A 21,647-nucleotide genomic window follows, 5' to 3' on the forward strand; every position below is an offset into this window, starting at 1 on the left:
CCGGCGGCGCCGGACGCGCGGCCGGTCCGCCGCGGGAGCGGGGCCCCGGCCCCCGCGGTCGTGCACCGTCGCGGTGCCGCCCCGCTCCGCCGGGGCGCGGGCCCCGCCCCGGCCGCCGGGGCGGGCCCGGCGGCGTGGTGGCGTGGTGGCGTCAGGCCGGAATCATCCGGTCCCCGGGGCCGCCGTGGACGCCGTCCCCCGGCCGGGGGCCGCCGCCCGCGGCCCCCTCCGCCGGCCCGGTCACTTCCCGGCCTGTTCCCGGGCCACCCGGCGGCGGACGCCGAACCAGCCGGCGACCAGCAGGACCGCGATCACCGGGACGAGCAGGAGCGTCCTGCGGCCGACCTCGGGGTCGTTCCACATCATGCCGAGGCAGGCCAGCAGGAAGGCGATCGTGGCGAGCTCGGTGACGGGGCTGCCGAGCAGCCGGAAGTGCGGCCGGGCGACCAGGCCCGCCTTCGCCCGGCGGACGAAGATCAGGTGGCAGATCATGATGATCACCCAGGTGCTGATGATGCCCAGGGAGGCGACGTTCAGCACGATCTCGAAGGCCTGGCTGGGCACCAGGTAGTTCAGCACCACGCCGAGCACGCACACCGCGCAGGTCAGCAGGATGCCGCCGTAGGGGACCTGGCTGCGGCTCATCACCCGGGTGAACTTCGGCGCGGAGCCCGCCATCGCCATGGACCGCAGGATGCGGCCGGTGGAGTACAGGCCCGAGTTCAGCGACGACATCGCCGCGGTGAGGACGACGAGGTTCATCACGTCGCCGGCCGCCGGCACGCCGATCCGCGACAGGACGGTCACGAAGGGGCTCTCGTCGGCCGAGTACACCGAGCCGGGCAGCAGCAGGGCCAGCAGGACGACCGAGCCGACGTAGAACAGGCCCACCCGCCACATGATCGAGTTCACCGCGCGCGGGACGATCTTCTCCGGCTCGGCGGTCTCGCCGGCGGCGACGCCGACCAGCTCCAGGGCGGCGTACGCGAAGATCACGCCCTGCATGACGAGGACGACGGGCATCAGGCCGTGCGGGAAGACGCCGCCGTGGTCCGTGATCACGTTCAGGCCGGGGGTCCGGCCGCCCACCTCGTGCTGGGTGGCCAGCAGGAAGACGCCGATCAGCATGAAGCCGACGAGGGTGGCGACCTTGATGATCGCGAACCAGAACTCCATCTCGCCGAAGATCTTCACCGAGATCAGGTTCACGGCCAGCACCACCGCGAGCGCGGCCAGCGCGAGCGCCCACTGCGGGATGTCGGTGAACAGGCTCCAGTAGTGCGTGTAGAGCGCGATCGCGGTGATGTCGGCGATACCGGTCGTGGACCAGTTCAGGAAGTACATCCAGCCGGCGACGTACGCGCCCTTCTCACCGAGGAACTCGCGCGCGTACGACACGAAGGACCCGGAGGAGGGCCGGTACAGGACGAGCTCGCCGAGCGCCCGGACGACGAAGAAGGCGAAGACGCCGCAGACGAGGTAGGCCAGCGCGAGCGCCGGGCCCGCGTTGTGCAGGCGGCCGCCGGCGCCGAGAAAGAGTCCGGTGCCGATGGCGCCGCCGATGGCGATCATGTTGACGTGGCGGGCCTTGAGGCCCTTGCTGTAACCGGCGTCGCCCGCGTCCGCGGGCGTCCCGGTCGCCTGGGGGTGGGCGGCGACCTGTGCCGTGTCCACGGCGTCCTTGCTCACGGGTGGTTCCACTTCCTGGTGCGCCCGGGCGGGATGCGTCCGGGTCGTCCGTACGTGTCTCGGCCCGCACCACCCTCTGTCGCGCGCGGCACAGACCAGGTCGGCACTTTCCCACAACGTTTCGGCCACGCGCGATGACCCATGTCACAGAGCGTTACTTCTCACATGATCCATTCCGGGTGTCCATCTCGGTCACCGGCCGTTCACACCGGGGTCACCGGCCGGGGCGCGCGGGGGTGTCGCGGGGACGGCGGCGCGCGGCGGAAGGCCGGCGCGGACGCCGCCGGCGCCCACGGCAGCGACGGGGCCCGGGCGGACGGCGGGCGCCTCAGCGGCCGTCCGTGAACGTCTCCCCCCGCTCCGCCTTCTCCACCAGCAGCGCGGGCGGGGCGAACCGCTCGCCGTAGCGCTCGGCGAGCTCCCGCGCGCGGGCGGTGAAACCGGGCAGCCCTCCCCGGTAGCCGTTGATGTACTGGAGCACGCCGCCGGTCCAGCCGGGGAAGCCGATGCCGAGGATCGAGCCGATGTTGGCGTCGGCGACGGAGGTCAGCACGCCCTCCTCCAGCAGCCGGACGGTGTCCAGGGCCTCGGAGAACAGCATGCGCTCCTGCATGTCCTCGAACGGGATCCGGCGGCCCGGTTCGGTGAAGTGCTCACGCAGGCCGGGCCAGAGCCGGATGCGCCTGCCGTCCTCCCCGTAGTCGTAGAAGCCCGCTCCCCCGCTGCGGCCGGTGCGGCCGAACTCGTCGACCATGCGGTCGACGACGGCTTCGGCGGGGTGCGGCGTCCAGGTGCCGCCCGCCTCCTCCACGGCCCGCTTCGTCTCGTCGCGGATCCTGCGCGGCAGGGTGAGGGTCAGCTCGTCCATCAGGGAGAGCACCTTGGCCGGGTAGCCCGCCTGGGCCGCCGCCTGCTCCACCGACGCGGGCTCGATGCCCTCGCCGACCATGGCCACGCCCTCGTTCAGGAAGTGGCCGATGACGCGGGAGGTGAAGAAGCCGCGGCTGTCGTGGACGACGATCGGCGTCTTGCCGATCTGCCGGACCAGGTCGAAGGCGCGCGCGAGGGCCTCGTCACCGGTCCGCCTCCCCCTGATGATCTCGACGAGGGGCATCTTGTCGACCGGCGAGAAGAAGTGCAGCCCGATGAAGTCGGCCTGCCGCTCGACGCCCTCGGCGAGGGCGGTGATGGGGAGGGAGGAGGTGTTGGAGCACAGCAGCGCGTCGGGGGCGACGACGTTCTGCACCTCCTGGAACACCTTGCGCTTGAGGGCGGTGTCCTCGAAGACGGCCTCGATGACCGCGTCGCAGCCGGCGAGGTCGGCCGTCTCGGCGGTGGGGGTGATCCGGGCGAGCAGCGCGTCCGCCTTCTCCTGGGTCGTGCGGCCCTTGGCGACGGCCTTGGCGCACAGTTTCTCGGAGTAGCCCCTGCCCTTGACGGCGGCCTCCAGGGAGACGTCCTTGAGCACCACGTCGATCCCCGCGCGGGCGCACGCGTAGGCGATGCCCGCGCCCATCATCCCGGCGCCGAGGACGGCGACCCTGCGGACCCGGCGGGGCTCGACGCCCCGGGGGCGGTTGGCGCCGGAGTTGACGGCCTGGAGATCGAAGAAGAAGGCCTGGATCATGTTCTTCGACGTCTGTCCGGCCGCCAGCTCCACGAAGTAGCGGGCCTCGATGACCTGCGCGGTCTCGAAGTCGACCTGGGAGCTCTCGACGGCGGCGGCGAGGATGTTGCGCGGCGCCGGATAGGGGGCGCCGCCCGTCTGCTTGCGCAGGGTGGCCGGGAAGGCGGGCAGGTTCGCCGCGAACTTCGGGTTCGCGGGCGTGCCGCCGGGGATGCGGTAGCCGGGCCGGTCCCAGGGCTGGGCGGACTCGGGGTGGGCGTCGATGAAGGCGCGGGCCTTGGCCAGCAGCTCCTCCGGGGTGTCGGCCACCTCGTCGACCAGGCCGTTCTCCAGGGCCCGGCGCGGGCTGTACCGGGTGCCCTGGAGCAGGACCTTCAGCAGCGCGTCGGCGACGCCGAGCAGGCGGACGGTGCGGACGACTCCGCCGCCGCCGGGGAGCAGTCCGAGGGTGACCTCGGGGCAGCCGATCCTGGATCCGGGCGCGTCGAGGGCGACGCGGTGGTGGCAGGCCAGGGCGATCTCGTAGCCGCCGCCGAGGGCGGCGCCGTTGATCGCGGCGACCACGGGCCTGCCGAGGGTCTCGATGCGGCGCAGGTCGCGCTTGACCGCCATGCCGCCGTCGAACAGCTCCTGCGCGGTCCCGGGGGTGACCCGGATCAGGTCGCGCAGGTCGCCGCCGGCGAAGAAGGTCTTCTTGGCGGAGGTGACGATCACGCCCCGGACGGAGTCCCGCTCGGCCTCCAGGCGGTCGGCGACCGCGGCGAGCGAGGCGCGGAACGCCTGGTTCATGGTGTTCGCGGACTGGTCCGGGTCGTCGAGGACGAGGGTGACGACACCGGTGTCGTCCTGCTCCCAGCGGATGGTGGTGGGCTCGGTCGTCATGACAGGGGTCTCCGTTGAGGTCTCGTGGTTCCGCCGGGGCGTTCAGACGCGCTCGACGATCGTGGCGATGCCCATGCCCCCGCCCACGCACAGCGTGGCCAGGCCGTAGCGCTTGTCCTGGCGTTCCAGTTCGTCGACGAGCGTGCCGAGGATCATCGCGCCCGTCGCGCCGAGCGGGTGGCCCAGGGCGATCGCGCCGCCGTTGACGTTGACCTTGTCGAGCGAGAGCCCCATGTCCTTCACGAAGCGCAGCACGACCGCCGCGAACGCCTCGTTGATCTCGACGAGGTCGATGTCGTCGATGGTCAGCCCGGCCTTGGCGAGCGCCTTGCGGGTGGCGGGCGCGGGGCCGGTGAGCATGATGGTCGGCTCGGAGCCGGACACGGCGGCGGAGACGATCCGCGCGCGCGGGGTGAGTCCGTGGCGCTCGCCCGCCTCCCGGGAGCCGACCGCGACCAGTGCCGCGCCGTCGACGATGCCGGAGGAGTTGCCCGCGTGGTGGACGTGGTCGATCCTCTCGACCCAGTGGTACTTCTGCAGGGCGACCGCGTCGAAGCCGCCGAGTTCGCCGATGTCCGCGAAGGACGGCTTCAGCCGGGCCAGCGAGTCGGCGGTGGTGCCGGGGCGCAGGTGCTCGTCGTGGTCGAGGACGACCAGGCCGTTGCGGTCCCGCACCGGTACGACGGACCGCTCGAAGCGGCCCTCCTTCCAGGCGGTGGCCGCCCGTTCCTGGGACAGGGCCGCGTACTCGTCGACGTCCCGGCGGGAGAAGCCCTCGATGGTGGCGATCAGGTCGGCGCCGATGCCCTGCGGCACGAAGTTGGTGGCGAGGTTGGTCATCGGGTCGTTGAACCAGGCGCCGCCGTCGGAGGCCATCGGCACCCGCGACATCGACTCGACGCCGCCCGCGAGGACCAGGTCCTCCCAGCCCGAGCGCACCTTGGCGGCGGCCAGGTTGACGGCCTCCAGGCCGGAGGCGCAGAAGCGGTTCTCCTGCACGCCCGCCACCGTGTCCGGCAGTCCCGCGGCGACGGCGGCGATCCGGGCGATGTCGGAGCCCTGGTCGCCGACCGGGCCGACGACGCCGAGGACGACGTCGTCGATCCCGGCGGGGTCCAGGCCGGGGAAACGGGCCCGGATCTCGTGGATGAGGCCGACGACCAGGTCGACGGGCTTGGTGCCGTGCAGGGCGCCGTTCGCCTTGCCGCGTCCGCGCGGGGTGCGGATCGCGTCGTACACGTACGCTTCGGTGCTCACGGTCAGGCCTTTCGCGGAGGGTGGGCGGGGAACGGGCGGCCGCCCGGGAGGGGGTCCGGCGGGGGGTCGCCGCCCTGACGGCCGGCGTTCCCCGGGGAGGCGCCGTCCGGGTGGGCCTCGGGAGGGCCGCCGTCCGGCGGGGCGTCGGCCGCGGCGTCCCGCAGGAGCGCGGGCACGCCCCAGTCGCGGGCCACGTCCGCCGTGTCGGCCCCCGGGCGGGCGGGGCCGGTGCGGACGGCGGCGGGGGTCGCGGAGAAGCGGGGGGCGGGGGCGGGCTGGGTGATGCCGCCGTGGTCGGTGAAGGTGCCGCGGGCGGCCAGGTGCGGGTGGCGCGGGGCCTCGCGCAGCGACAGCACCGGGGCCACGCAGGCGTCGGAGCCCTCGAAGACGGCCGCCCACTCGTCCCGGGTGCGGGTCTTGAAGCGGGCGGCGACCGCCTCGCGCAGTTCGCCCCAGCGGGCGGTGTCCTCGCGGGCGGGGACGTCGTCCCCGACGCCGAGCAGGTCCAGGAACTCGTCGTAGAACCGCTGCTCCAGGGCGCCGACCGCCATGTACCGGCCGTCGGCCGTCTCGTACGCGCCGTAGAAGGGGCAGCCGCCGTCGAGGAGGTTGGCGGCGCGGCGGTCCTGCCAGTGGCCGGCGGCCATCATGCCGTGGAGCATCGCGGCGAGGTGCGAGGCGCCGTCGACGATGGCGGCGTCGACGACCTGGCCGGTGCCGGTCGCGCGCGCATGATGCAGGGCCGCGAGGACGCCGACGACGAGGTAGAGGGAGCCGCCCGCGTAGTCGCCGAGCAGGTTGGCCGGGGGCGGGGGCGGCTCGTCCGGGCGGCCGATCAGGCCCAGGGTGCCGGTGAGCGCGAGGTAGGTGATGTCGTGCCCGGCGCGGCGGGCGAGCGGCCCCTGCTGGCCCCAGCCGGTCATGCGGCCGTAGACGAGCCGGGGGTTGCGGGCGTGGCAGGGCCCGGGGCCGACGCCCAGGCGTTCGGCGACGCCGGGGCGGTATCCCTCGATCAGGATGTCGGCGCGTGCGGCGAGGTCGAGGACGCGGGCCGGGCCGTCCGGGGACTTCAGATCGACGATCACCGAGCGCTTGTTGCGGTGGGTGACGTCGTGGGCGGGATCGGGGGCGAGCGCGCTGCCGCCGGGGCGGTCGACGCGCACGACGTCGGCGCCCAGGTCGGCGAGGAGCATCGCGGCGAAGGGGCCGGGGCCGATGCCGGCCAGCTCGACCACGCGCACACCGCCGAGCGGGCCGTGCCCGGGCGTCGTCGCCGCTGCCATGCAGCTCCCAAGGTTCATGACACGAGTGTGGTGACGCCAGCGATGCTAGGAACGGGTCCCCGCCGACACAAGAGTCGAGCGAGCAAGCGCTTGGCCAGGCCGTCCGGCGGACGGCGGGGCGGCTCCGGCTCGGCGCGCGTCCGGCTCCGCCGCGCGGCACCCGGACGCGACGGCGTGGCGCCTCTCCCCCGTCCGGCCGTACCCCGGGACGGCGGCCGGGGCGTCCCGCCGGCCCGGGGGACGCCGGTCCGCGAGGGCCCTCCGGGCGCGCCCGGCAGCCCGCGGGCGGCCCCGCGCTCCTTCTCCGGGGCACTTCTGGGCACGGTCACCTGTCCGCCTCCGGGCTCGTCGTCGGGCTCCGCACCCCTCACGCTAGCCTCAGCCACCGACAACGGCGCGTGCTGCGGAGCAAGGGGTGTCATGAGCAGGCTGAACAGGACGGACCGTCCGTACGACATCGTGCTCTTCGGGGCCACGGGTTTCGTCGGGCGGCTCACCGCGGAGTACCTCGCCGCGCACGCGCCCGACGGGCTGCGCTGGGCGATCGCCGGCCGCAGCGGGCCGAAGCTGGAGCGGCTGCGCGAGCGGCTGCCCGGCGGCGAGGGCGTCGGGGTGCTGCGGGCGGACGCGTCCGAGCCGGCGTCGCTGCGCGAACTCGCCGGGCACGCGCGCGTGGTGGCCACGGCGGTGGGCCCCTATGTGGCCCACGGCGAGGGACTCGTCGCCGCGTGCGCGGACGCCGGCACGGACTACCTCGACCTCACCGGCGAGCCCGAGTTCGTGGACCTGACGTACGTCCGCCACGACGCACGCGCGCGGGAGACCGGCGCGCGGCTGGTGCACGCCTGCGGTTTCGACTCCGTCCCGCACGACCTCGGCGTGTACTTCACGGTCGGCCTGCTCCCCGAGGGCGTGCCGCTGGCCGTGGACGGGTTCGTGACCGCCGACGGCGCCCTCTCGGGCGGTACGCTGGCCTCCGCGCTGGGCCAGTTCGCGCGCGGGCGGCAGATGCGGGCCGCGGCGCTGGACCGCGGGCGGCACGAGCCGCGACTGGTGGGCCGCCGGGTGGCGACGCCGGCGGGCGCGCCGCGGTTCGCCCGGGAGGTGGGCGCCTGGGCACTGCCGCTGCCGACCCTCGACCCGCGGATCGTGCGGCGCTCGGCGAGGGCGCTGGAGCGCTACGGCCCCGACTTCCGCTACCGGCACTACGCGGCCGTGCGGCACCTGCCGGTCGCGGTGGGCGGGGCGGCGGCGGTGGGCGCGGTGTTCGCCGCCGCCCGGCTGCCGCCCGCCCGGCGCTGGTTGTCGGGCCTGCTCGAGGCCGGGGAGGGGCCCAGTCCCGAGCGGCGGGCGAGGAGCTGGTTCTCGGTGCGCTTCGTCGGCGAGGGCGGCGGCCGGCGGGTGTTCACCGAAGTGGCTGGCGGCGATCCGGGATACGGCGAGACGGCGAAGATGTTCGCCGAGTCGGCGCTGTCCCTGGCGCTCGACGCGCTGCCGCCGACGGCCGGGCAGGTCACGACGGCGGTGGCGATGGGCGACGCGCTGATCGGGCGGCTGCGCAGGGCGGGGATCACCTTCCGGGTCGCCGCCCGCCGGTGACGGCGCGGACGGGTCGCGGCGACGGCACGGGCGGGTCGCGGCGCTACCACCCCGCGACGGTGTAGATCATCCCGGCCGTCCAGCCGAGCCCCGCCAGCAGGGCGAGGACCAGCCCGGCGGCCACGGCCCGCCCGACGGGCCGGTCGGGGTGGGCGGCGGACTCGGAGGCACGGTGCGTCGTCATGCGGCCCAGCCTGCCGACCGGGGCGGCGGCGCCGCATCCGTACGGGTACTCAGAACCCGCTCCCGGTACCGGTACTCGGAGCCCGCGCTCGGCACGGGTCCTCGGAGCCCGGGCCCGGCACGGGTCCTCGCAGCCCGGACTCAGGTCCCGCCGACGGCACGCTCCGGCCCGGCGCCGACGGCCGCCCGCAGCGCCCGCCGGCACAGCGCGTCCGCCCGGCGGGTGGTCTCCGGCAGACGGTAGGCGGGGGTGAGGGCCAGGGTGTGGGCGCAGGCGTTGTCGAGGCTCACCCGGTGGCCGACGGAGACGAAGACCGGTTTGACGGCGTCCCGGGTGCGCAGGGCGCGGCCGACCACCTCGGTGCCCGAGCGCAGCGGCGAGGTGCTGCCGCGCGGCGTGTCCGGGTCGTCGTAGGTGAAGGCGAAGGGGTTCTTGGCGACGCCGATCGTGGGCAGACCGGTGAGGACGCCGAGGTGGCTGGCGAGGCCGAAGCGGCGCGGATGGGCGAGGCCGTAGCCGTCGCAGACGACCAGGCCGGGGTCGTGGGGCAGGGCGTCCAGGGCGGCGAGCACGGTGGGGATCTCGCGGAAGGCGAGCAGGCCGGGCACGTACGGGAAGGAGACCCGGCCGACGGCCGTGGCCTCGGCGACGACGTCGAGGCTCGCCGCGTCCAGCACGACGGCCGCCGCGGCGACCACGTCGCGCTCGTCGTCGTACGCCACGTCGACCCCGGTGACGCGGCCCGTCCCGGGCGGCGGCCCCGGCTCGTCGAGCACCACCCGCGCCCGCAGCTCGTCCTGGACGGCGCGGGCCTCCTCCTCGGTCGCGGGCCGGCCCGCGGGAATGCGTACGGTCGTCATGGTGGCCCCGAGCCTACGCGCCGGGGCGGGGCGGTTCTCCGCGACGGCGCGGCGGTCCGTTCGCCGCCGTCGCGAAGAGCCGCGCGGACCGGAGGCCGCCGCGGGGGATCCGTCCTCGCCGCCGGCGTGCGCGCGCCGCGGCACGGGGTCCGCCGCCGCGGCGGTGCCGCTCCCGGCACGGCACCGAAGGACGCCCGGCGGGGCGTTCGGGCTCACTTGCCCAGCGCGCGCTGCAGCTCGCTCTTGTTCATGGCCGAACGGCCGTGGATGTCGCGGCGCCTGGCCTCCTGGTACAGCTGGTCGTAGGTGGGGCTCCCGGAGCCGCCGGACCGCCGCCCGCCCCGCTTGCCGGACGGCGCGTCCTGCTTCGAGCTGCGGCTCGCGGTCTTCGACTCCCCGGACCGGGCGCGCTCCTTGTTCACGGTCCGGGCCGCCATCTCCTTGGCCCGCCCGGTGTTCGCGCCCCGCTCCTCGGCGCTCCGCTCGATGTGCTCGTACTGCCGCTCCCGTTTGGGGTTCGATCCGCGTGGCATGTCCGCTCACTTCCTCTCACGCTCAGCGAACGGATACCTACGTTACGGACAAACACGGCGCGTCGCGCGGTGTCGGCTCCCGGGCCGGGAACGCCGCCCCGGACCGCCGGGGAACGTCCGGGAATGAAGACGGTGACAGAGGTCACTCGACACCCGTGTGCACGGATCGGCTGATTCCGGCGTCTCTTCCAGTGCCCGGCCCGTCCGCCCCGGAAGTCCGTCCAGCCGTCACGAGGGAGCAAGGCGTTGTCCACCGTCATCGAGCAGCCCGTCGAAGCCCGCCTCGTCGCCGCCGCGCCGCGGATGCCGAGCATTCCCGCCACCCTGCACTACGACCGGCGCGACCCGTTCGCGGTCCGCATGACCTTCCCGGCCCCCGCCACCCTGGAGGGCGTGGAGGTCTGCTGGACCTTCTCCCGCGAGCTGCTCACCGCCGGCCTCCACGGTCCGGAGGGCCACGGCGACGTCCGGGTGCGGCCGTACGGGTACGACCGCACCGTGCTGGAGTTCCACGCCCCGGAGGGAACGGCCGTCGTGCACGTGCACTCCCGGGACGTGCGCCGGTTCCTGCGGGCCACGAGCGAGCTGGTGCCCGCCGGCCTGGAGCACCTGCAGCTCGACCTCGACCGCGACCTGGCGGAACTGATGCGCGACGCCCGCTGAGGCGCCGGCCCCGGTGGGGGCGGCACCGCCCGCCGAGGCGTCAGCCGCCCGCGGGGGCGGCCGTCCGGGCGGGTGCGCCCACCGCCGTGCGCACCTCGCGGACGGCCGTTCGCAGCGCGGGGGACGCCCCGCCGCGCTCGGTCAGCTCGGCCACGCGCCCCGCCGAGCGCGCGTGCTCCTGAGCGGTCGCCAGGGTGCGCAGTCCGGCGGCGGACGCGAGGGCCACCACGGCCGCGTCCCGTGCGCCGACCTCCGCGACCGGCACCGGCCCCAGCAGGATCCGTCGCGCCTCCTCGCGCAGGGCGGCCGCGGCGGCGGTCCGCGCCAGGACGTGCGTGACGGACGGGAACACGCCGAGCACCCGCTTCTTCTCGGCCCGCACGTACCCCTCGGCGACCAGCTGCTCCCGGACGGCGTCGAGGGTGACCCGCGCCCGCAGCCGCACCCAGGCCCGCCACCGGTGCGGCAGGGACTCGTGGACGAGTTCCAGCAGCCCGTCGAGGACCGCGTCCCCGGTGCGGGAGTCCAGGTCGACGGGGGTGACGATGCCGTCGTCGTCGACGAGCAGGCCGCGCTGGGCCAGTTCGGTGAGGGCGCCGGCCCGCACCAGGTGCGCGAGCCGCGCGGCGGTGCCGGCCTCGGGCCGGGAGGTGTCCCAGGCCAGCAGGCAGAGCCGGGTCGGCAGCGAGAGCGGGCCGTGGGGCACGTGATCTCCTTCGGCGGTCGGGGCGGACCCGAATAATGCGTTGACGGCGGCCGGGCCCCCTCGTACGGTCTACAGCGGTCCTGTTGCCGTCGATGGGAGAAGGACGTTGCTCCTCTGAGGTCCCGAGACACCGCGTCGCACCCGTGGGGTGCCGGCGTGGCGTGCGACCTCGGCGTTGGAGCCGTCCTCGCGGAGCAGGGCTTTTCCCGTGCCCGGTGCCTCCCTTCCCCGCCCGGCGGCGGGTCGTCGCCTCCCGGTGTCTCGATACGCGTCTGCCCCTGACCGCATCACGCAATCGCGGAGGCCCCCATGGCCCAGTCCGTCACCGTCACCGTCACCTCCCTCTCCTTCTCCTGGCCCGACGGCACCCCCGTCTTCGAGGGTCTCGACGTCTCCTTCGGCCCCGGCAGGACCGGGCTCGTCGGCGTCAACGGGTCGGGAAAGTCCACCTTGCTGAAGCTGATCGCCGGGGAGCTCGCCCCGGCCGACGGCGCCGTCCGCATCGCGGGCGAGGCCGGTTACCTGCCGCAGAACGTCACCCTCGACACCACGCTCAGGGTCGACGAGGCGCTCGGCATCGCCGCGCGGCGGGCCGCGCTGCACGCCATCGAGGCCGGCGACGCGGCCGAGGAGCACTTCGAGACCGTCGGCGACGACTGGGACGTCGAGGAGCGTGCCCTCGCCACGCTCGGCGAACTCGGCCTCGGCACGTCGGGCTGGACCGCACCGTCGGCGAGGTCTCCGGCGGCGAGTCGGTGCTGCTGCGGCTGGCGGCGCTGCTGCTGGCCCGCCCGGACGTGCTGCTGCTCGACGAGCCGACCAACAACCTCGACCTGTACGCGCGCCGGCGGCTGTACGCGGCCGTCGAGTCCTGGCCCGGGCTGATGATCGTGGTCAGCCACGACCGGGAACTGCTCGAACGCGTCGACCGGATCGCCGATCTGCACGCCGGCTCGATCACCTGGTACGGCGGCAACTACTCGGCGTACGAACAAGCCCTGGCCGCCGAGCAGGAGGCGGCCGAGCGCATGGTGCGGGTCGCCGAGGCCGACCTGCGCAAGCAGAAGCGGGAACTGACCGACGCCCGGGTCAAGCTGGCCCGTCGCAAGCGGTACGGGCAGAAGATGTGGGACAGCAAGCGCGAGCCGAAGATCGTCATGGGGGCGCGCAAGCGCGCGGCGCAGGAGTCCGCGGGCAAGCACCGCATCCTGCACGAGGAGAAGCTCGCCGAGGCCAGGGAGCGGCTCGACGAGGCGGTGGAGGCCGTGCGGGACGACGACGAGATCCGCGTCGACCTGCCGTACACCGCCGTACCGCCGGGCCGCACCGTCCTCACCCTGCGGGACCTGGAGCCGGCGTACGGCACCCGCGTGGCCGGCGGCCTCGACCTGCACGGCCCGGAGCGGGTGGCGCTGGTCGGGCGCAACGGCGCGGGCAAGACGACGCTGCTGCGCACGATCGCGGGCGAGCTGGAACCGGTGTCGGGCGAGGCCGTCGCGCACGTGCCGCTGCGGTTCCTGCCGCAGCGGCTGGACGTCCTCGACGACCGTCTGACCGTCGTCGAGAACGTGGCCCGGTTCGCGCCGGGCGCCACCGGCAACCGGATCCGGGCGCGGCTGGCCCGCTTCCTGTTCCGGGGCGCCCGGGCCGACCGGGCGGCGGGGACGCTCTCCGGCGGCGAGCGCTTCCGGGCGACGCTGGCCGCGCTGATGCTGGCCGAGCCCGCGCCGCAGCTGCTGATGCTGGACGAGCCGACGAACAACCTGGACATCGCGAGCGTCCGGCAGCTCGTCACGGCCCTGGAGTCGTACGAGGGGGCGCTGATCGTGGCCTCCCACGACCTGCCGTTCCTGGAGTCGATCGGCATCACGCGCTGGCTGCTGCTGGACGGGGAACTGCGGGAAATCACGCCGGGAGCTGTCGGGTTTCCCGCCTAGCTTCGACCGCATGACCGATTTCATCACCCTGACCGGGGCCCGGGAGAACAACCTCAAGGACGTCACGCTCCGCATCCCGAAGGGCCGGCTGACCGTGTTCACCGGCGTTTCGGGATCGGGGAAGTCCTCGATCGTCTTCGACACGATCGCCGTCGAGTCGCAGCGTCAGCTGAACGAGACGTTCACCTGGTTCGTCCGCAACCGGCTGCCCAAGTACGAGCGGCCGCACGCGGACGCCCTGGAGGACCTCACGCCCGTGATCGTCGTCGACCAGCGGCCGGTCGGGGGCCACTCGCGGTCCACCGTCGGCACGATGACGGACGTCTACTCGGTGCTGCGGGTGCTGTTCTCCCGGCACGGCACCCCGAGCGCCGGCCCGGCGACGGCGTACTCGTTCAACGACCCGTCGGGCATGTGCCCCGGCTGCGACGGGCTCGGCCGGGCGGTCCGGCCGGACTGGGACCGCATCCTCGACCCGGCCAGGTCCCTCGCGGACGGCGCGGTCCGCTTCCCGCCGTTCGCCGCGGGGACCTGGCAGGGGCAGGCGTACACGAACAGCGAGGAGCTGGACCCGCACAAGCCGGTGGGCGAGTTCACCGCGGCCGAGCGGGAGTTCCTGATGCGCGGGCGGCCCGGCAGCAAGGTCACCGTGAGCGGCTCGGGCGGCACGTGGACCACGGAGTACGAGGGCCTCGCGGACCGTTTCGAACGGCTGTACCTGAAGCGGGACCTGTCCGGCATGAGCCAGAAGACCCGGGACCTGGTACGGGAGTTCCTGGTCGAGGACGTCTGCCCGGACTGCCGGGGCGCGCGGCTGAACGCGGCGGCGCTCGCGACCCGGATCGGCGGGCGGACCATCGCGGACTGCACCCGGATGCAGGTCACCGACCTCATCGCCGTGCTGAAGGAGATCGACGACCCGGTCGCCCGGCCCGTCGCCGGGGCCGCCGTCGCCGCGCTGGAGCGCATCGAGGCGATCGGTCTCGGCTACCTCAGCCTCGACCGGGAGACCGCCACGCTGTCGGGCGGCGAGGGACAGCGGCTGAAGACGGTCCGGCACCTCGGCTCCAGCCTGACCGGCATGACGTACATCTTCGACGAGCCCAGCGCCGGCCTGCACCCGCGCGACGTCGGCCGGCTCGGCGACCTGCTGCTGCGGCTGCGCGACAAGGGCAACACCGTGCTGGTCGTCGAGCACGACCCGGACGTGATCGCGCTCGCCGACCACGTCGTCGACATGGGGCCGGGGGCCGGGGTGCACGGCGGGCGGGTGGTGTTCGAGGGGGCGCCGGGCGAGCTGGCCCGGTCGGACACGCCGACCGGGCGGTGCCTGCGCCGGCGGACGGCGGTGAAGGAACGGACGCGGACGGCGGACGGCGGGCTGTGGGTGAAAGGGGCCGGCCGGCACAACCTGCGGGAGGTGACCGTCCGGTTCCCCACCGGGGTGCTGACCGCGGTGACCGGGGTCGCCGGCTCGGGCAAGAGCACGCTGGTCGCGGAGCTCACCGACGCGCACCCCGGCGCCGTGGTCGTCGACCAGTCGTCGATCGGCATCTCCGCGCGGTCCACCCCGGCGACGTACCTGGGGATCATGGACACGGTACGGAAGGTCTTCGCACGCGAGACGGGCGCCGACCCCGGCCTCTTCAGCTTCAACTCCGCGGGCGCCTGCGGAACCTGCGAGGGACGCGGCGTCCTCCACACCGACCTCGCCTTCATGGACCCGGTGACGACGACCTGCCACGACTGCGGGGGGCGGCGCTTCAAGGACGAGGTGCTGCGGCTGACGGTCGGCGGGCACTGCATCGCGGACGTCCTCGGGATGACGGCCGATCAGGCGCTCGGCTTCTTCGACGACCCGGGCGTACGCCGCCGGCTGCGCGCCCTGCGCGAGGTCGGCCTGACCTACCTCACCCTCGGCCAGCCGCTGTCCACGCTCTCCGGCGGCGAGCGGCAGCGCCTGAAGCTGGCCACCCGGCTGCACCGGACCGGCGCGGTGTACGTGCTGGACGAGCCGACGACCGGGCTGCACATGTCGGACGTCGACGGGCTGCTCGCCCTGCTGGACCGGCTGGTCGACGCCGGCAACACGGTCGTGGTCGTCGAGCACAACCTCGATGTGGTCGCGCACGCCGACTGGATCGTCGACCTCGGCCCCGGCGGGGGCCGGGACGGCGGCCGGGTGGTCTTCGAGGGGACCCCGCGGCAGCTCCTCGACGCCCCGGACTCGGTCACGGCGGAACACCTCCGGCGGGCCGTGGCCCGGCCGCGCGGGTTTTCGCCCGCACCGGCCCGCGCCGCATGACGGCCCGTCGGCCCCGGCCACGCGCCGGTCGTCGGCGCCATCGGCGCGTTCGGGAAGCTCGGGGGCCGCGTGACGCGTCCGTCGGCGCGGCCGGGGGAGCTGTACGCCTGACCGGGTGACGCGCGCCCGCGTCCGGCCCCGGGACCTGGAGTCCCGGGGCTTTTCCGTGCTCTCGTACTCCCCGTCGGCCGGTGTCCCGGGTCACATGAACAGGGGTCTTTACAACACATTTAACCTACGGTCTCGTAACCTACGGTCTCGTAGCCTACGATTCCGTAGGTTCCCGGCGCCGCTCGCCGGACCCTTCCGCTGTACCGCACGTCCCCCTGGAGTACCCATGACGATCACTTCCCCGCACCTCGGCAGCCCTTCCTCCGCATGGACCGACGCCCGGCTGCTGTACGCCCTGGAGGAAGTGGTCGAGAAGGAGCTCAACCGCCATCTGAAGGTCGCCAAGGACTGGATGCCGCACGAGTACGTGCCGTGGAGCGACGGCCGCAACTTCCCCGGCTTCTTCGAGGACGGCGAGGCCTGGGACAAGGAGCAGTCCAAGGTCACCGAGATCGGCCGGATCGCGCTGGTGGTGAACCTGCTGACGGAGGACAACCTGCCCAGCTACCACCACGAGATCGCCACCCTCTTCGGCCGCGACGGCGCCTGGGGCACCTGGGTGCACCGCTGGACCGCCGAGGAGGGCCGGCACGGCATCGTGATGCGGGACTACCTGCTCACCTCGCGCGCGGTCGACCCGGACAAGCTGGAGCAGTTCCGCATGGCCCACATGAGCGAGGGCTTCGAGTCGGACAACCGGCACTCGATGCTGCACTCGGTGGCCTACGTCGCCTTCCAGGAGCTGGCGACCCGCATCTCGCACCGCAACACCGGCCACCAGTCCGGCGACCCGATCTGCGACCGCATGCTGGCCCGGATCGCCACCGACGAGAACCTGCACATGATCTTCTACCGCAACCTGCTCAAGGCGGCCTTCGAGATCGCGCCCGACCTGACCATGCAGGCGGTGCGGGACGTGGTGGTGAACTTCCGCATGCCCGGGCACGGCATGCCCGGCTTCGAACGGGCCGCCGCGCAGATGGCGATCGGCGAGGTCTACAACCTGCGCATCCACCACGACGACGTGCTGCAGCCCGTGCTGCGCTTCCTGAAGGTCATGGAGATCGACGGCCTCGGCCCCGACGGGCTGCGGGCGCAGGAGGAGCTCGGCCTGTTCATGACCGGGCTGGACGCGGAGGCCGCGAAGTTCGACGAGAAGCTGGCGGCCCGCAAGGCCCGGATGGCGGCGCGGGCCGGCGGCTGAGACACGGCGGGCGGGGGCTCGGGGCGGCGGACGCCGCCGCCCCGACCCCCCGCCGTCACCCGCCGCTCACGGCGCCGCTCCCCGCCGGCTGACGCCCTCCCCGGCGCCTCGCGCTCGTCCGCCGTCCCCGATCCCGCGGCGCGTGTGCCGGCGGCGGGACGGCGGCACGGGGTGCGGGGGTGTCCCGCCGGGCGGGCCGGGTACGGCGGGCACGGCGCACGTGATCACCGGCGGCGCCGGCGCGACGGGGCCGCTCCGCGGTCAGTGGGCCGCGCGCCGCAGTTCCAGGCGTTCCTTCTCCGACAGGCCGCCCCAGACGCCGAAGCGTTCGTCGTGGTCCAGCGCGTACTCCAGGCAGGCGGAGCGGATGGGGCACAGGGCGCAGATCCGCTTGGCCTCCCGTACGGAGCTGCCGGGCTCGGGGAAGAAGAAGTCGCTCCCGGTCTGCGCGCACAACGCCTCCTCCTGCCAGTCGAGGTCGGGCGGCGCGATGGTTTCGATGTGCATGGCCCCGAGCGTGCCGGACGGTGAAAAACGTTCGCTCAACGCGGGATCAACGCCGCGGCCCGGGGCCGCGGCCGCTCCGATGCTCCCCCGCCCCGTGCCGGAACGCACGGCGGCGCGCGGCAGGCGCGGGCGACAGCGGACCGGAGCGGACCCCGCCGCCCACCGGGCGTCACCGCGTCCGGCGCCGTGGTCCGCGGCCGCGCTTCGGCGGCGGGTGCCGGCGGGGGGTGCGAGACTCGGCAGAGCAGGCAACGGGATCCCGCGGAGGAGGGCCCAGATGCTCACCACCCGTCATGCCGACGGCGCCCCGAACTGGGTCGACCTCGGCACACCCGACATGGACGGCGCCGCGTCCTTCTACGGCGCCCTGTTCGGCTGGCGGTTCCAGCCGGGCGGCCCGGAGACCGGTGGCTACGGCTTCTTCCGGCTCGACGGGAACATCGCGGCCGGCGGTATGCAGCTCACGCCGGAGCAGGGCCGGTCCTCCTGGACGGTGTACTTCAAAACGGCGGACGCGCAGGCCGCGGCGGAGGCGGCCGAGCAGGCCCACGGCTCGGTGCTGCTCGGGCCCGTGGACGTGCTGGACCAAGGCCGCACGGCCGTCCTCGCCGACCGGGCGGGCGTGCCCTTCGGTCTGTGGCAGGCCGCCCGCAGTCAGGGCCTCGACGTCGTCCGGCAGCCCGGCGCGCTGTGCTGGACCGAGCTGTACACGGCGGACGAGGCGGCGGCCGCCGCGTTCTACCACGCGGTGCTCGGCATGGAGACCCACGGCGTGACCTTCCCGGGCGGCACGTACACCACGGTGAGTCCTCCGGGCACGGGAGCGGACGCCGGGTTCGGCGGCATCGTGCCGCTGGCCGACGCCCCGGCCGAGGAACCGGCCCACTGGCTGCCGTACTTCGAGGTCACCGACACCGACGCCGTGGCCGCCCGGGCCCGGGAGCTGGGCGGCACGGTCCGCATGCCGCCCACGGACCTGCCGGACGTCGGCCGCGTCGCCAGGCTCACCGACCCGTACGGGGCCCGGTTCGCGGTGCTCAGGCCCGCGTCGCGGGAGGACTGAGCCGCGCACCGGGGCCGGCGGGGCGCGTCACGCGGAGGCGCGGCGCACCAGGGTCGTCGGCAGGACGGTCGAGGCCGCGCAGCAGCAGGCGGGCCATCAGGCGGCCCATCTCCTCGATGCCCTGGCGGACCGTCGTCAGCGGCGGGTCGGTCTGCTCGGCGACGGGCAGCATGTCGTCGAAGCCGACCACGGCGACGTCGTCGGGCACGCGCCGCCCGCGCTCGCGCAGCACCCGCAGGGCGCCCGAGGCGGTGAGGTCGTTGGCGGCGAACACGGCGTCCAGGTCCGGGCACCGGTCGAGGAGCTCCCGCATCGCCCGCTCCCCGCCGCCCGGGGTGAAGTCGCCCGTCACCACCATCCGCGGATCGGCGTCGGCCATGACGTCCCGGAATCCGTCCAGCCGGTCCACGGCCGAGGTCTGGTCGAGGGGGCCGGTGATGTGGGCGACGCGGGTGCGGCCGAGGCCGGCGAGGTGGCGTACCGCCTCGCGGGCGCCGCCCCGGTTGTCGCTGTCCACGTACACCACGTCGCGGCTGCCGTCGTTCCAGCCGGGCCGCCCGCCGAACACGGTCGGCACGCCGGCGCGCTGGATCAGGCCGGGCAGCGGGTCGTCGAGGTGCAGCGAGAAGACGAGCGCGCCGTCGACATGGCCGCCGGCCAGGTAGCGGCCGACGCGGGCGTAGTCCTCGCGGCCCTCGGTGAGCAGCAGCACGAGCTGGTTGTCGTGGGCGGTCAGCTCCTGGCTGATGCCGCGCAGTTGCAGCGCGAAGTAGGGGTCGGCGAAGACCCGGGTCTCCGGTTCGGCGACGACGACGGCGACGGCGTCGTGCCGTTTCGTCACCAGGCTGCGGGCGGCCTGGTTGGGGACGTACCCGAGCTCCTCCACCGCCCTGCGGACCCGCTCGGCGAGGGGTTCGCGGACCCCGTCCGACCCGTTGACCACCCGGGACACGGTGGCCCGCGAGACCCCGGCCCGCGCGGCCACGGCCTCCAGCGTGGGACGCGGCGCTGTCTCGGTCACTGCGGGGCTCCTCCTCGGCGGCTGCGGATCAGGATAGCCCCGGCGGGACGGGCGGGAGAGAGCGCTCTCGGGCCCGGGAGCGGCCCGTGCGGGCACGCCCCGGGCGGAGCACCGGACTCCCGGCCGGCGAGGGGTCCGCGTCCCGGCTCCCTCCGCCCGGCCGTCAGGCCAGCAGGTCGATCCGCCGTCCCCTCCCCGCGCGCTCCGCCCGCCCGTACGCGAGCCAGGCGAGCGCCAGGTCCTGCCAGGGCAGGCCGACGGGGGCGTAGACCGTGCGGGCCTCGGGACCGGTCCGCCCCGGACGCTCGCCCCGCAGCACCTCGCCGAGCGTCGCGTGGGCGGCCCCCGCGTCCAGGCCGGCGGCCCCCAGGACGCCCGTGCGCACCGCCAGCTCACGGTCGTCGACGACGAGCAGCGACGCCTCCAGCAGGTCGGCGGCGAGTTCCCGCTTGCCGGGCTCGTCGGCGCCGAGGCTGGTGACGTGCTGCCCCGGCCTGATGTCCGCGAGCCCCAGCAGCGGCACGCGCGACCAGGTCGCCGTCAGCACCAGGCCGGCCCGGGCGGCGACCTGCGGCGCGGAGTCCACCACCCGGCCGCCGTGCCGTGCGGCGAACGCGGCGGCGCGGCCGCCGTCCGTGTCGTGCACGACGAGTTCGCGCCGTCCGCGCAGCACGGCCAGTCCGCGCACCGTCAGCTCCGCCTGCGCGCCGGCGCCGACCACGCCGACGGCGCCGTCCTCGGCCGGGTCCGCCAGTACGTGCGTGCCCAGCGCGGCGGCCAGTCCGGTGCGCCAGGCGGTCACCGTCGCCGAGTCCAGCAGGGCGAGCAACTCGCCGTCCCGGCCGCTGTGCAGGCAGATCACCCCGCGCAGCGCGGGCCGCGCCCCGGGGAACTTGGCGTTGACCTTCACGGTGTACGCCTCGACGCCGGGCAGCACCCCGGGGATCAGCGCCGTGGCCGTACCGGGGAACGGCAGGTCGGTGCGCACCCGTTGCCCGGTGACCGGTGCGGCGTCCGCGCGGCAAAAGCCCTCGCGCAGGGCGGCGATGCAGTCGGCGGGGTCCAGGACGGCTTCCAGGTCGCTCCGGGTCAGGACGAGGGTCACCCGCCCATGATGCGCCCCTACCCGTGCGCGTGTTCCCCCGTGTCGCCGGACGCGTGCTCGTGCGGGTCGTACCCGGGGATCGTCCCGTCCGCCTTCTTCACCAGGAACAGCCCCACCATCCCCATGTCGGAGTGGCTCTGCACGTGGCAGTGGTACATCCACGCGCCCGCCCCGACGCCCTCGCCCGCGATCACCTGGAAGCCGAAGGAGTCCGCCGGGCCGACGATCTTGTTGTCGATGACCTGGCTGGGGTCGTCGGGCCCGGTGAGCGCGCCCGTGCGGTTGTCCGCCCAGCGGTGACCGTGCAGGTGGAAGGTGTGGTAGTACTCGCCGTGCGTGATCACCACGAACTCCACGCGGTCGCCCACGGTGGCCTCGAAGTCCGGCCCCGAGTGCGCGGGCTTGTTGTTGACGAGCAGGTCGTTGAAGACGATCGTGTGGGTGCGGTCCGGCAGGACGTCGCCCTTGCGGCGGACGATCACCGGTCCGTACAGGCCCTTGCGGATGCCGCCCGTGCCGTGCTCCGTGCCGACGACGTGGTCGTGGTAGTGCCAGTAACCCGCGCTGCCCGCCCGCCAGGTGCCGTCCTTGCGCCGGCCGGGGGCGTGGGTGCGCCAGGTGTAGGTGCGGGTGCCGCCGGGCTCGACGTCGCTCCTGCTGAGTCTCGTCCCGTCGCTGGAGATCTCGTAGTCCAGGCCGTGGACGTGCAGGCTCACCGGCACGTCCATCGTGTTCTCGAACTCGATGTGCAGCGTGTCGCCCTCGTTGAGCTCGATGAGCGGTCCGGGGATCGTCGCCTCGCCCTTCGCCAGGCCGTAGCCCATCTGCCCGTCGGGGAGTTTCTCGGCGTACAGCTTGAGGTGTCTCACCTCGCCGCCGGCCGGGGCCGTCCTCGCCGGGCCGTCGGCGCCGGCGGACTCCGGGGCCAGCGACAACGACGTCGCGACGGCCGCGCCGCCCAGCAGCACCCGTCGGTTGAAACTGCGTCTGTCCATGCCGAACTCCCCACCCTGGTACGGGAACCGCGAAGAACGTGTTGCGAGGGACGGAGCGAAGACGTGGCTGTGATGAGCCGGTGAGACGGTACCGGCCACCCTCCTGTTTATCCACA

17 protein-coding genes and 1 pseudogene are annotated in these 21,647 nt (G+C 74.5%); 6 read left to right on the forward strand and 12 right to left on the reverse strand.

The features are described 5' to 3' along the window. Nucleotides 1–240: 240 nt before the first annotated feature. From ABD363_RS03095 to ABD363_RS03110, 4 genes are all read right to left on the reverse strand, one after another. Nucleotides 241–1,689 (reverse strand): amino acid permease, encoded by a 1,449-nt coding sequence (locus ABD363_RS03095; RefSeq protein WP_344599779.1) that lies wholly within the window; start codon nt 1,687–1,689, stop codon nt 241–243. Nucleotides 1,690–2,017: 328 nt separating this feature from the next. Next, entirely contained in the window at nt 2,018–4,198 is a 2,181-nt protein-coding gene (locus ABD363_RS03100; protein WP_344599780.1) for a 3-hydroxyacyl-CoA dehydrogenase NAD-binding domain-containing protein, read from the reverse strand. Between the two features lie 42 nt (nt 4,199–4,240). Then, nucleotides 4,241–5,455, reverse strand: coding sequence for an acetyl-CoA C-acetyltransferase (locus tag ABD363_RS03105; RefSeq protein WP_344599781.1), 1,215 nt, complete (start codon nt 5,453–5,455; stop codon nt 4,241–4,243). A gap of 2 nt (nt 5,456–5,457) precedes the next feature. Beyond that, nucleotides 5,458–6,738, reverse strand: a complete 1,281-nt coding sequence (locus ABD363_RS03110; RefSeq protein ID WP_344599953.1) for a CaiB/BaiF CoA transferase family protein — start codon at nt 6,736–6,738, stop codon at nt 5,458–5,460. 420 nt (nt 6,739–7,158) lie between these two features. On the opposite strand from ABD363_RS03110, the gene ABD363_RS03115 reads away from it, so the two are divergent. Continuing rightward, nucleotides 7,159–8,337: a saccharopine dehydrogenase family protein gene (locus tag ABD363_RS03115; protein ID WP_344599782.1), complete on the forward strand. Its 1,179-nt coding sequence runs from the start codon at nt 7,159–7,161 to the stop codon at nt 8,335–8,337. Between the two features lie 43 nt (nt 8,338–8,380). Here ABD363_RS03115 and mmpA read toward each other — a convergent pair whose 3' ends face one another. From mmpA to ABD363_RS03130, 3 genes are all read right to left on the reverse strand, one after another. After that, nucleotides 8,381–8,521: a morphogenic membrane protein MmpA gene (gene mmpA / locus ABD363_RS03120; protein WP_344599783.1), complete on the reverse strand. Its 141-nt coding sequence runs from the start codon at nt 8,519–8,521 to the stop codon at nt 8,381–8,383. Between the two features lie 140 nt (nt 8,522–8,661). Further along, complete coding sequence (locus ABD363_RS03125; RefSeq protein WP_344599784.1) at nt 8,662–9,381, reverse strand: endonuclease V; 720 nt, start codon at nt 9,379–9,381, stop codon at nt 8,662–8,664. Nucleotides 9,382–9,593: 212 nt separating this feature from the next. Continuing rightward, on the reverse strand, nt 9,594–9,914 hold the full coding sequence (locus ABD363_RS03130; protein WP_344599785.1) for a plasmid stabilization protein: 321 nt from the start codon (nt 9,912–9,914) through the stop codon (nt 9,594–9,596). 246 nt (nt 9,915–10,160) lie between these two features. Between ABD363_RS03130 and ssgD the strand changes: the two genes are divergently transcribed. Next, nucleotides 10,161–10,577 carry a spore wall synthesis regulator SsgD gene (gene ssgD, locus ABD363_RS03135; RefSeq protein WP_344599786.1) on the forward strand — a complete coding sequence of 139 codons (417 nt, stop codon included), beginning with the start codon at nt 10,161–10,163 and terminating at the stop codon, nt 10,575–10,577. 40 nt (nt 10,578–10,617) lie between these two features. On the opposite strand, the gene ABD363_RS03140 is transcribed toward ssgD, so the two are convergent. Then, nucleotides 10,618–11,283: a GOLPH3/VPS74 family protein gene (locus ABD363_RS03140; protein ID WP_344599787.1), complete on the reverse strand. Its 666-nt coding sequence runs from the start codon at nt 11,281–11,283 to the stop codon at nt 10,618–10,620. Between the two features lie 309 nt (nt 11,284–11,592). Here ABD363_RS03140 and ABD363_RS03145 point away from each other — a divergent pair. The 3 genes and pseudogenes from ABD363_RS03145 to ABD363_RS03155 all read left to right on the forward strand — a co-directional run bounded on the left by ABD363_RS03145 (nt 11,593) and on the right by ABD363_RS03155 (nt 16,840). Beyond that, a pseudogene (locus tag ABD363_RS03145) lies at nt 11,593–13,220 on the forward strand (ABC-F family ATP-binding cassette domain-containing protein). A 10-nt stretch (nt 13,221–13,230) separates the two neighbouring features. After that, nucleotides 13,231–15,525 carry an ATP-binding cassette domain-containing protein gene (locus tag ABD363_RS03150; protein WP_344599788.1) on the forward strand — a complete coding sequence of 765 codons (2,295 nt, stop codon included), beginning with the start codon at nt 13,231–13,233 and terminating at the stop codon, nt 15,523–15,525. A 337-nt stretch (nt 15,526–15,862) separates the two neighbouring features. Next, on the forward strand, nt 15,863–16,840 hold the full coding sequence (locus ABD363_RS03155; RefSeq protein ID WP_344599789.1) for an acyl-ACP desaturase: 978 nt from the start codon (nt 15,863–15,865) through the stop codon (nt 16,838–16,840). Nucleotides 16,841–17,101: 261 nt separating this feature from the next. On the opposite strand, the gene ABD363_RS03160 is transcribed toward ABD363_RS03155, so the two are convergent. Continuing rightward, entirely contained in the window at nt 17,102–17,347 is a 246-nt protein-coding gene (locus ABD363_RS03160) for a WhiB family transcriptional regulator (RefSeq protein WP_344599790.1), read from the reverse strand. Between the two features lie 277 nt (nt 17,348–17,624). Here ABD363_RS03160 and ABD363_RS03165 point away from each other — a divergent pair, with 277 nt between their 5' ends. Next, on the forward strand, nt 17,625–18,410 hold the full coding sequence (locus ABD363_RS03165; RefSeq protein ID WP_344599791.1) for a VOC family protein: 786 nt from the start codon (nt 17,625–17,627) through the stop codon (nt 18,408–18,410). Here the strand turns inward: ABD363_RS03165 and ABD363_RS03170 are convergent. From ABD363_RS03170 to ABD363_RS03180, 3 genes are all read right to left on the reverse strand, one after another. Then, nucleotides 18,385–19,431, reverse strand: coding sequence for a LacI family DNA-binding transcriptional regulator (locus ABD363_RS03170; RefSeq protein WP_344599792.1), 1,047 nt, complete (start codon nt 19,429–19,431; stop codon nt 18,385–18,387). The genes ABD363_RS03165 and ABD363_RS03170 overlap by 26 nt on opposite strands. A 163-nt stretch (nt 19,432–19,594) precedes the next feature. After that, nucleotides 19,595–20,536, reverse strand: coding sequence for an ornithine cyclodeaminase family protein (locus ABD363_RS03175; protein WP_344599793.1), 942 nt, complete (start codon nt 20,534–20,536; stop codon nt 19,595–19,597). 17 nt (nt 20,537–20,553) lie between these two features. Further along, entirely contained in the window at nt 20,554–21,531 is a 978-nt protein-coding gene (locus tag ABD363_RS03180; RefSeq protein WP_344599794.1) for a multicopper oxidase domain-containing protein, read from the reverse strand. Nucleotides 21,532–21,647: the final 116 nt, after the last annotated feature.

Origin of the sequence: Streptomyces glaucus, from assembly GCF_039533365.1 — a bacterium.
Taxonomy (GTDB): domain Bacteria; phylum Actinomycetota; class Actinomycetes; order Streptomycetales; family Streptomycetaceae; genus Streptomyces; species Streptomyces glaucus.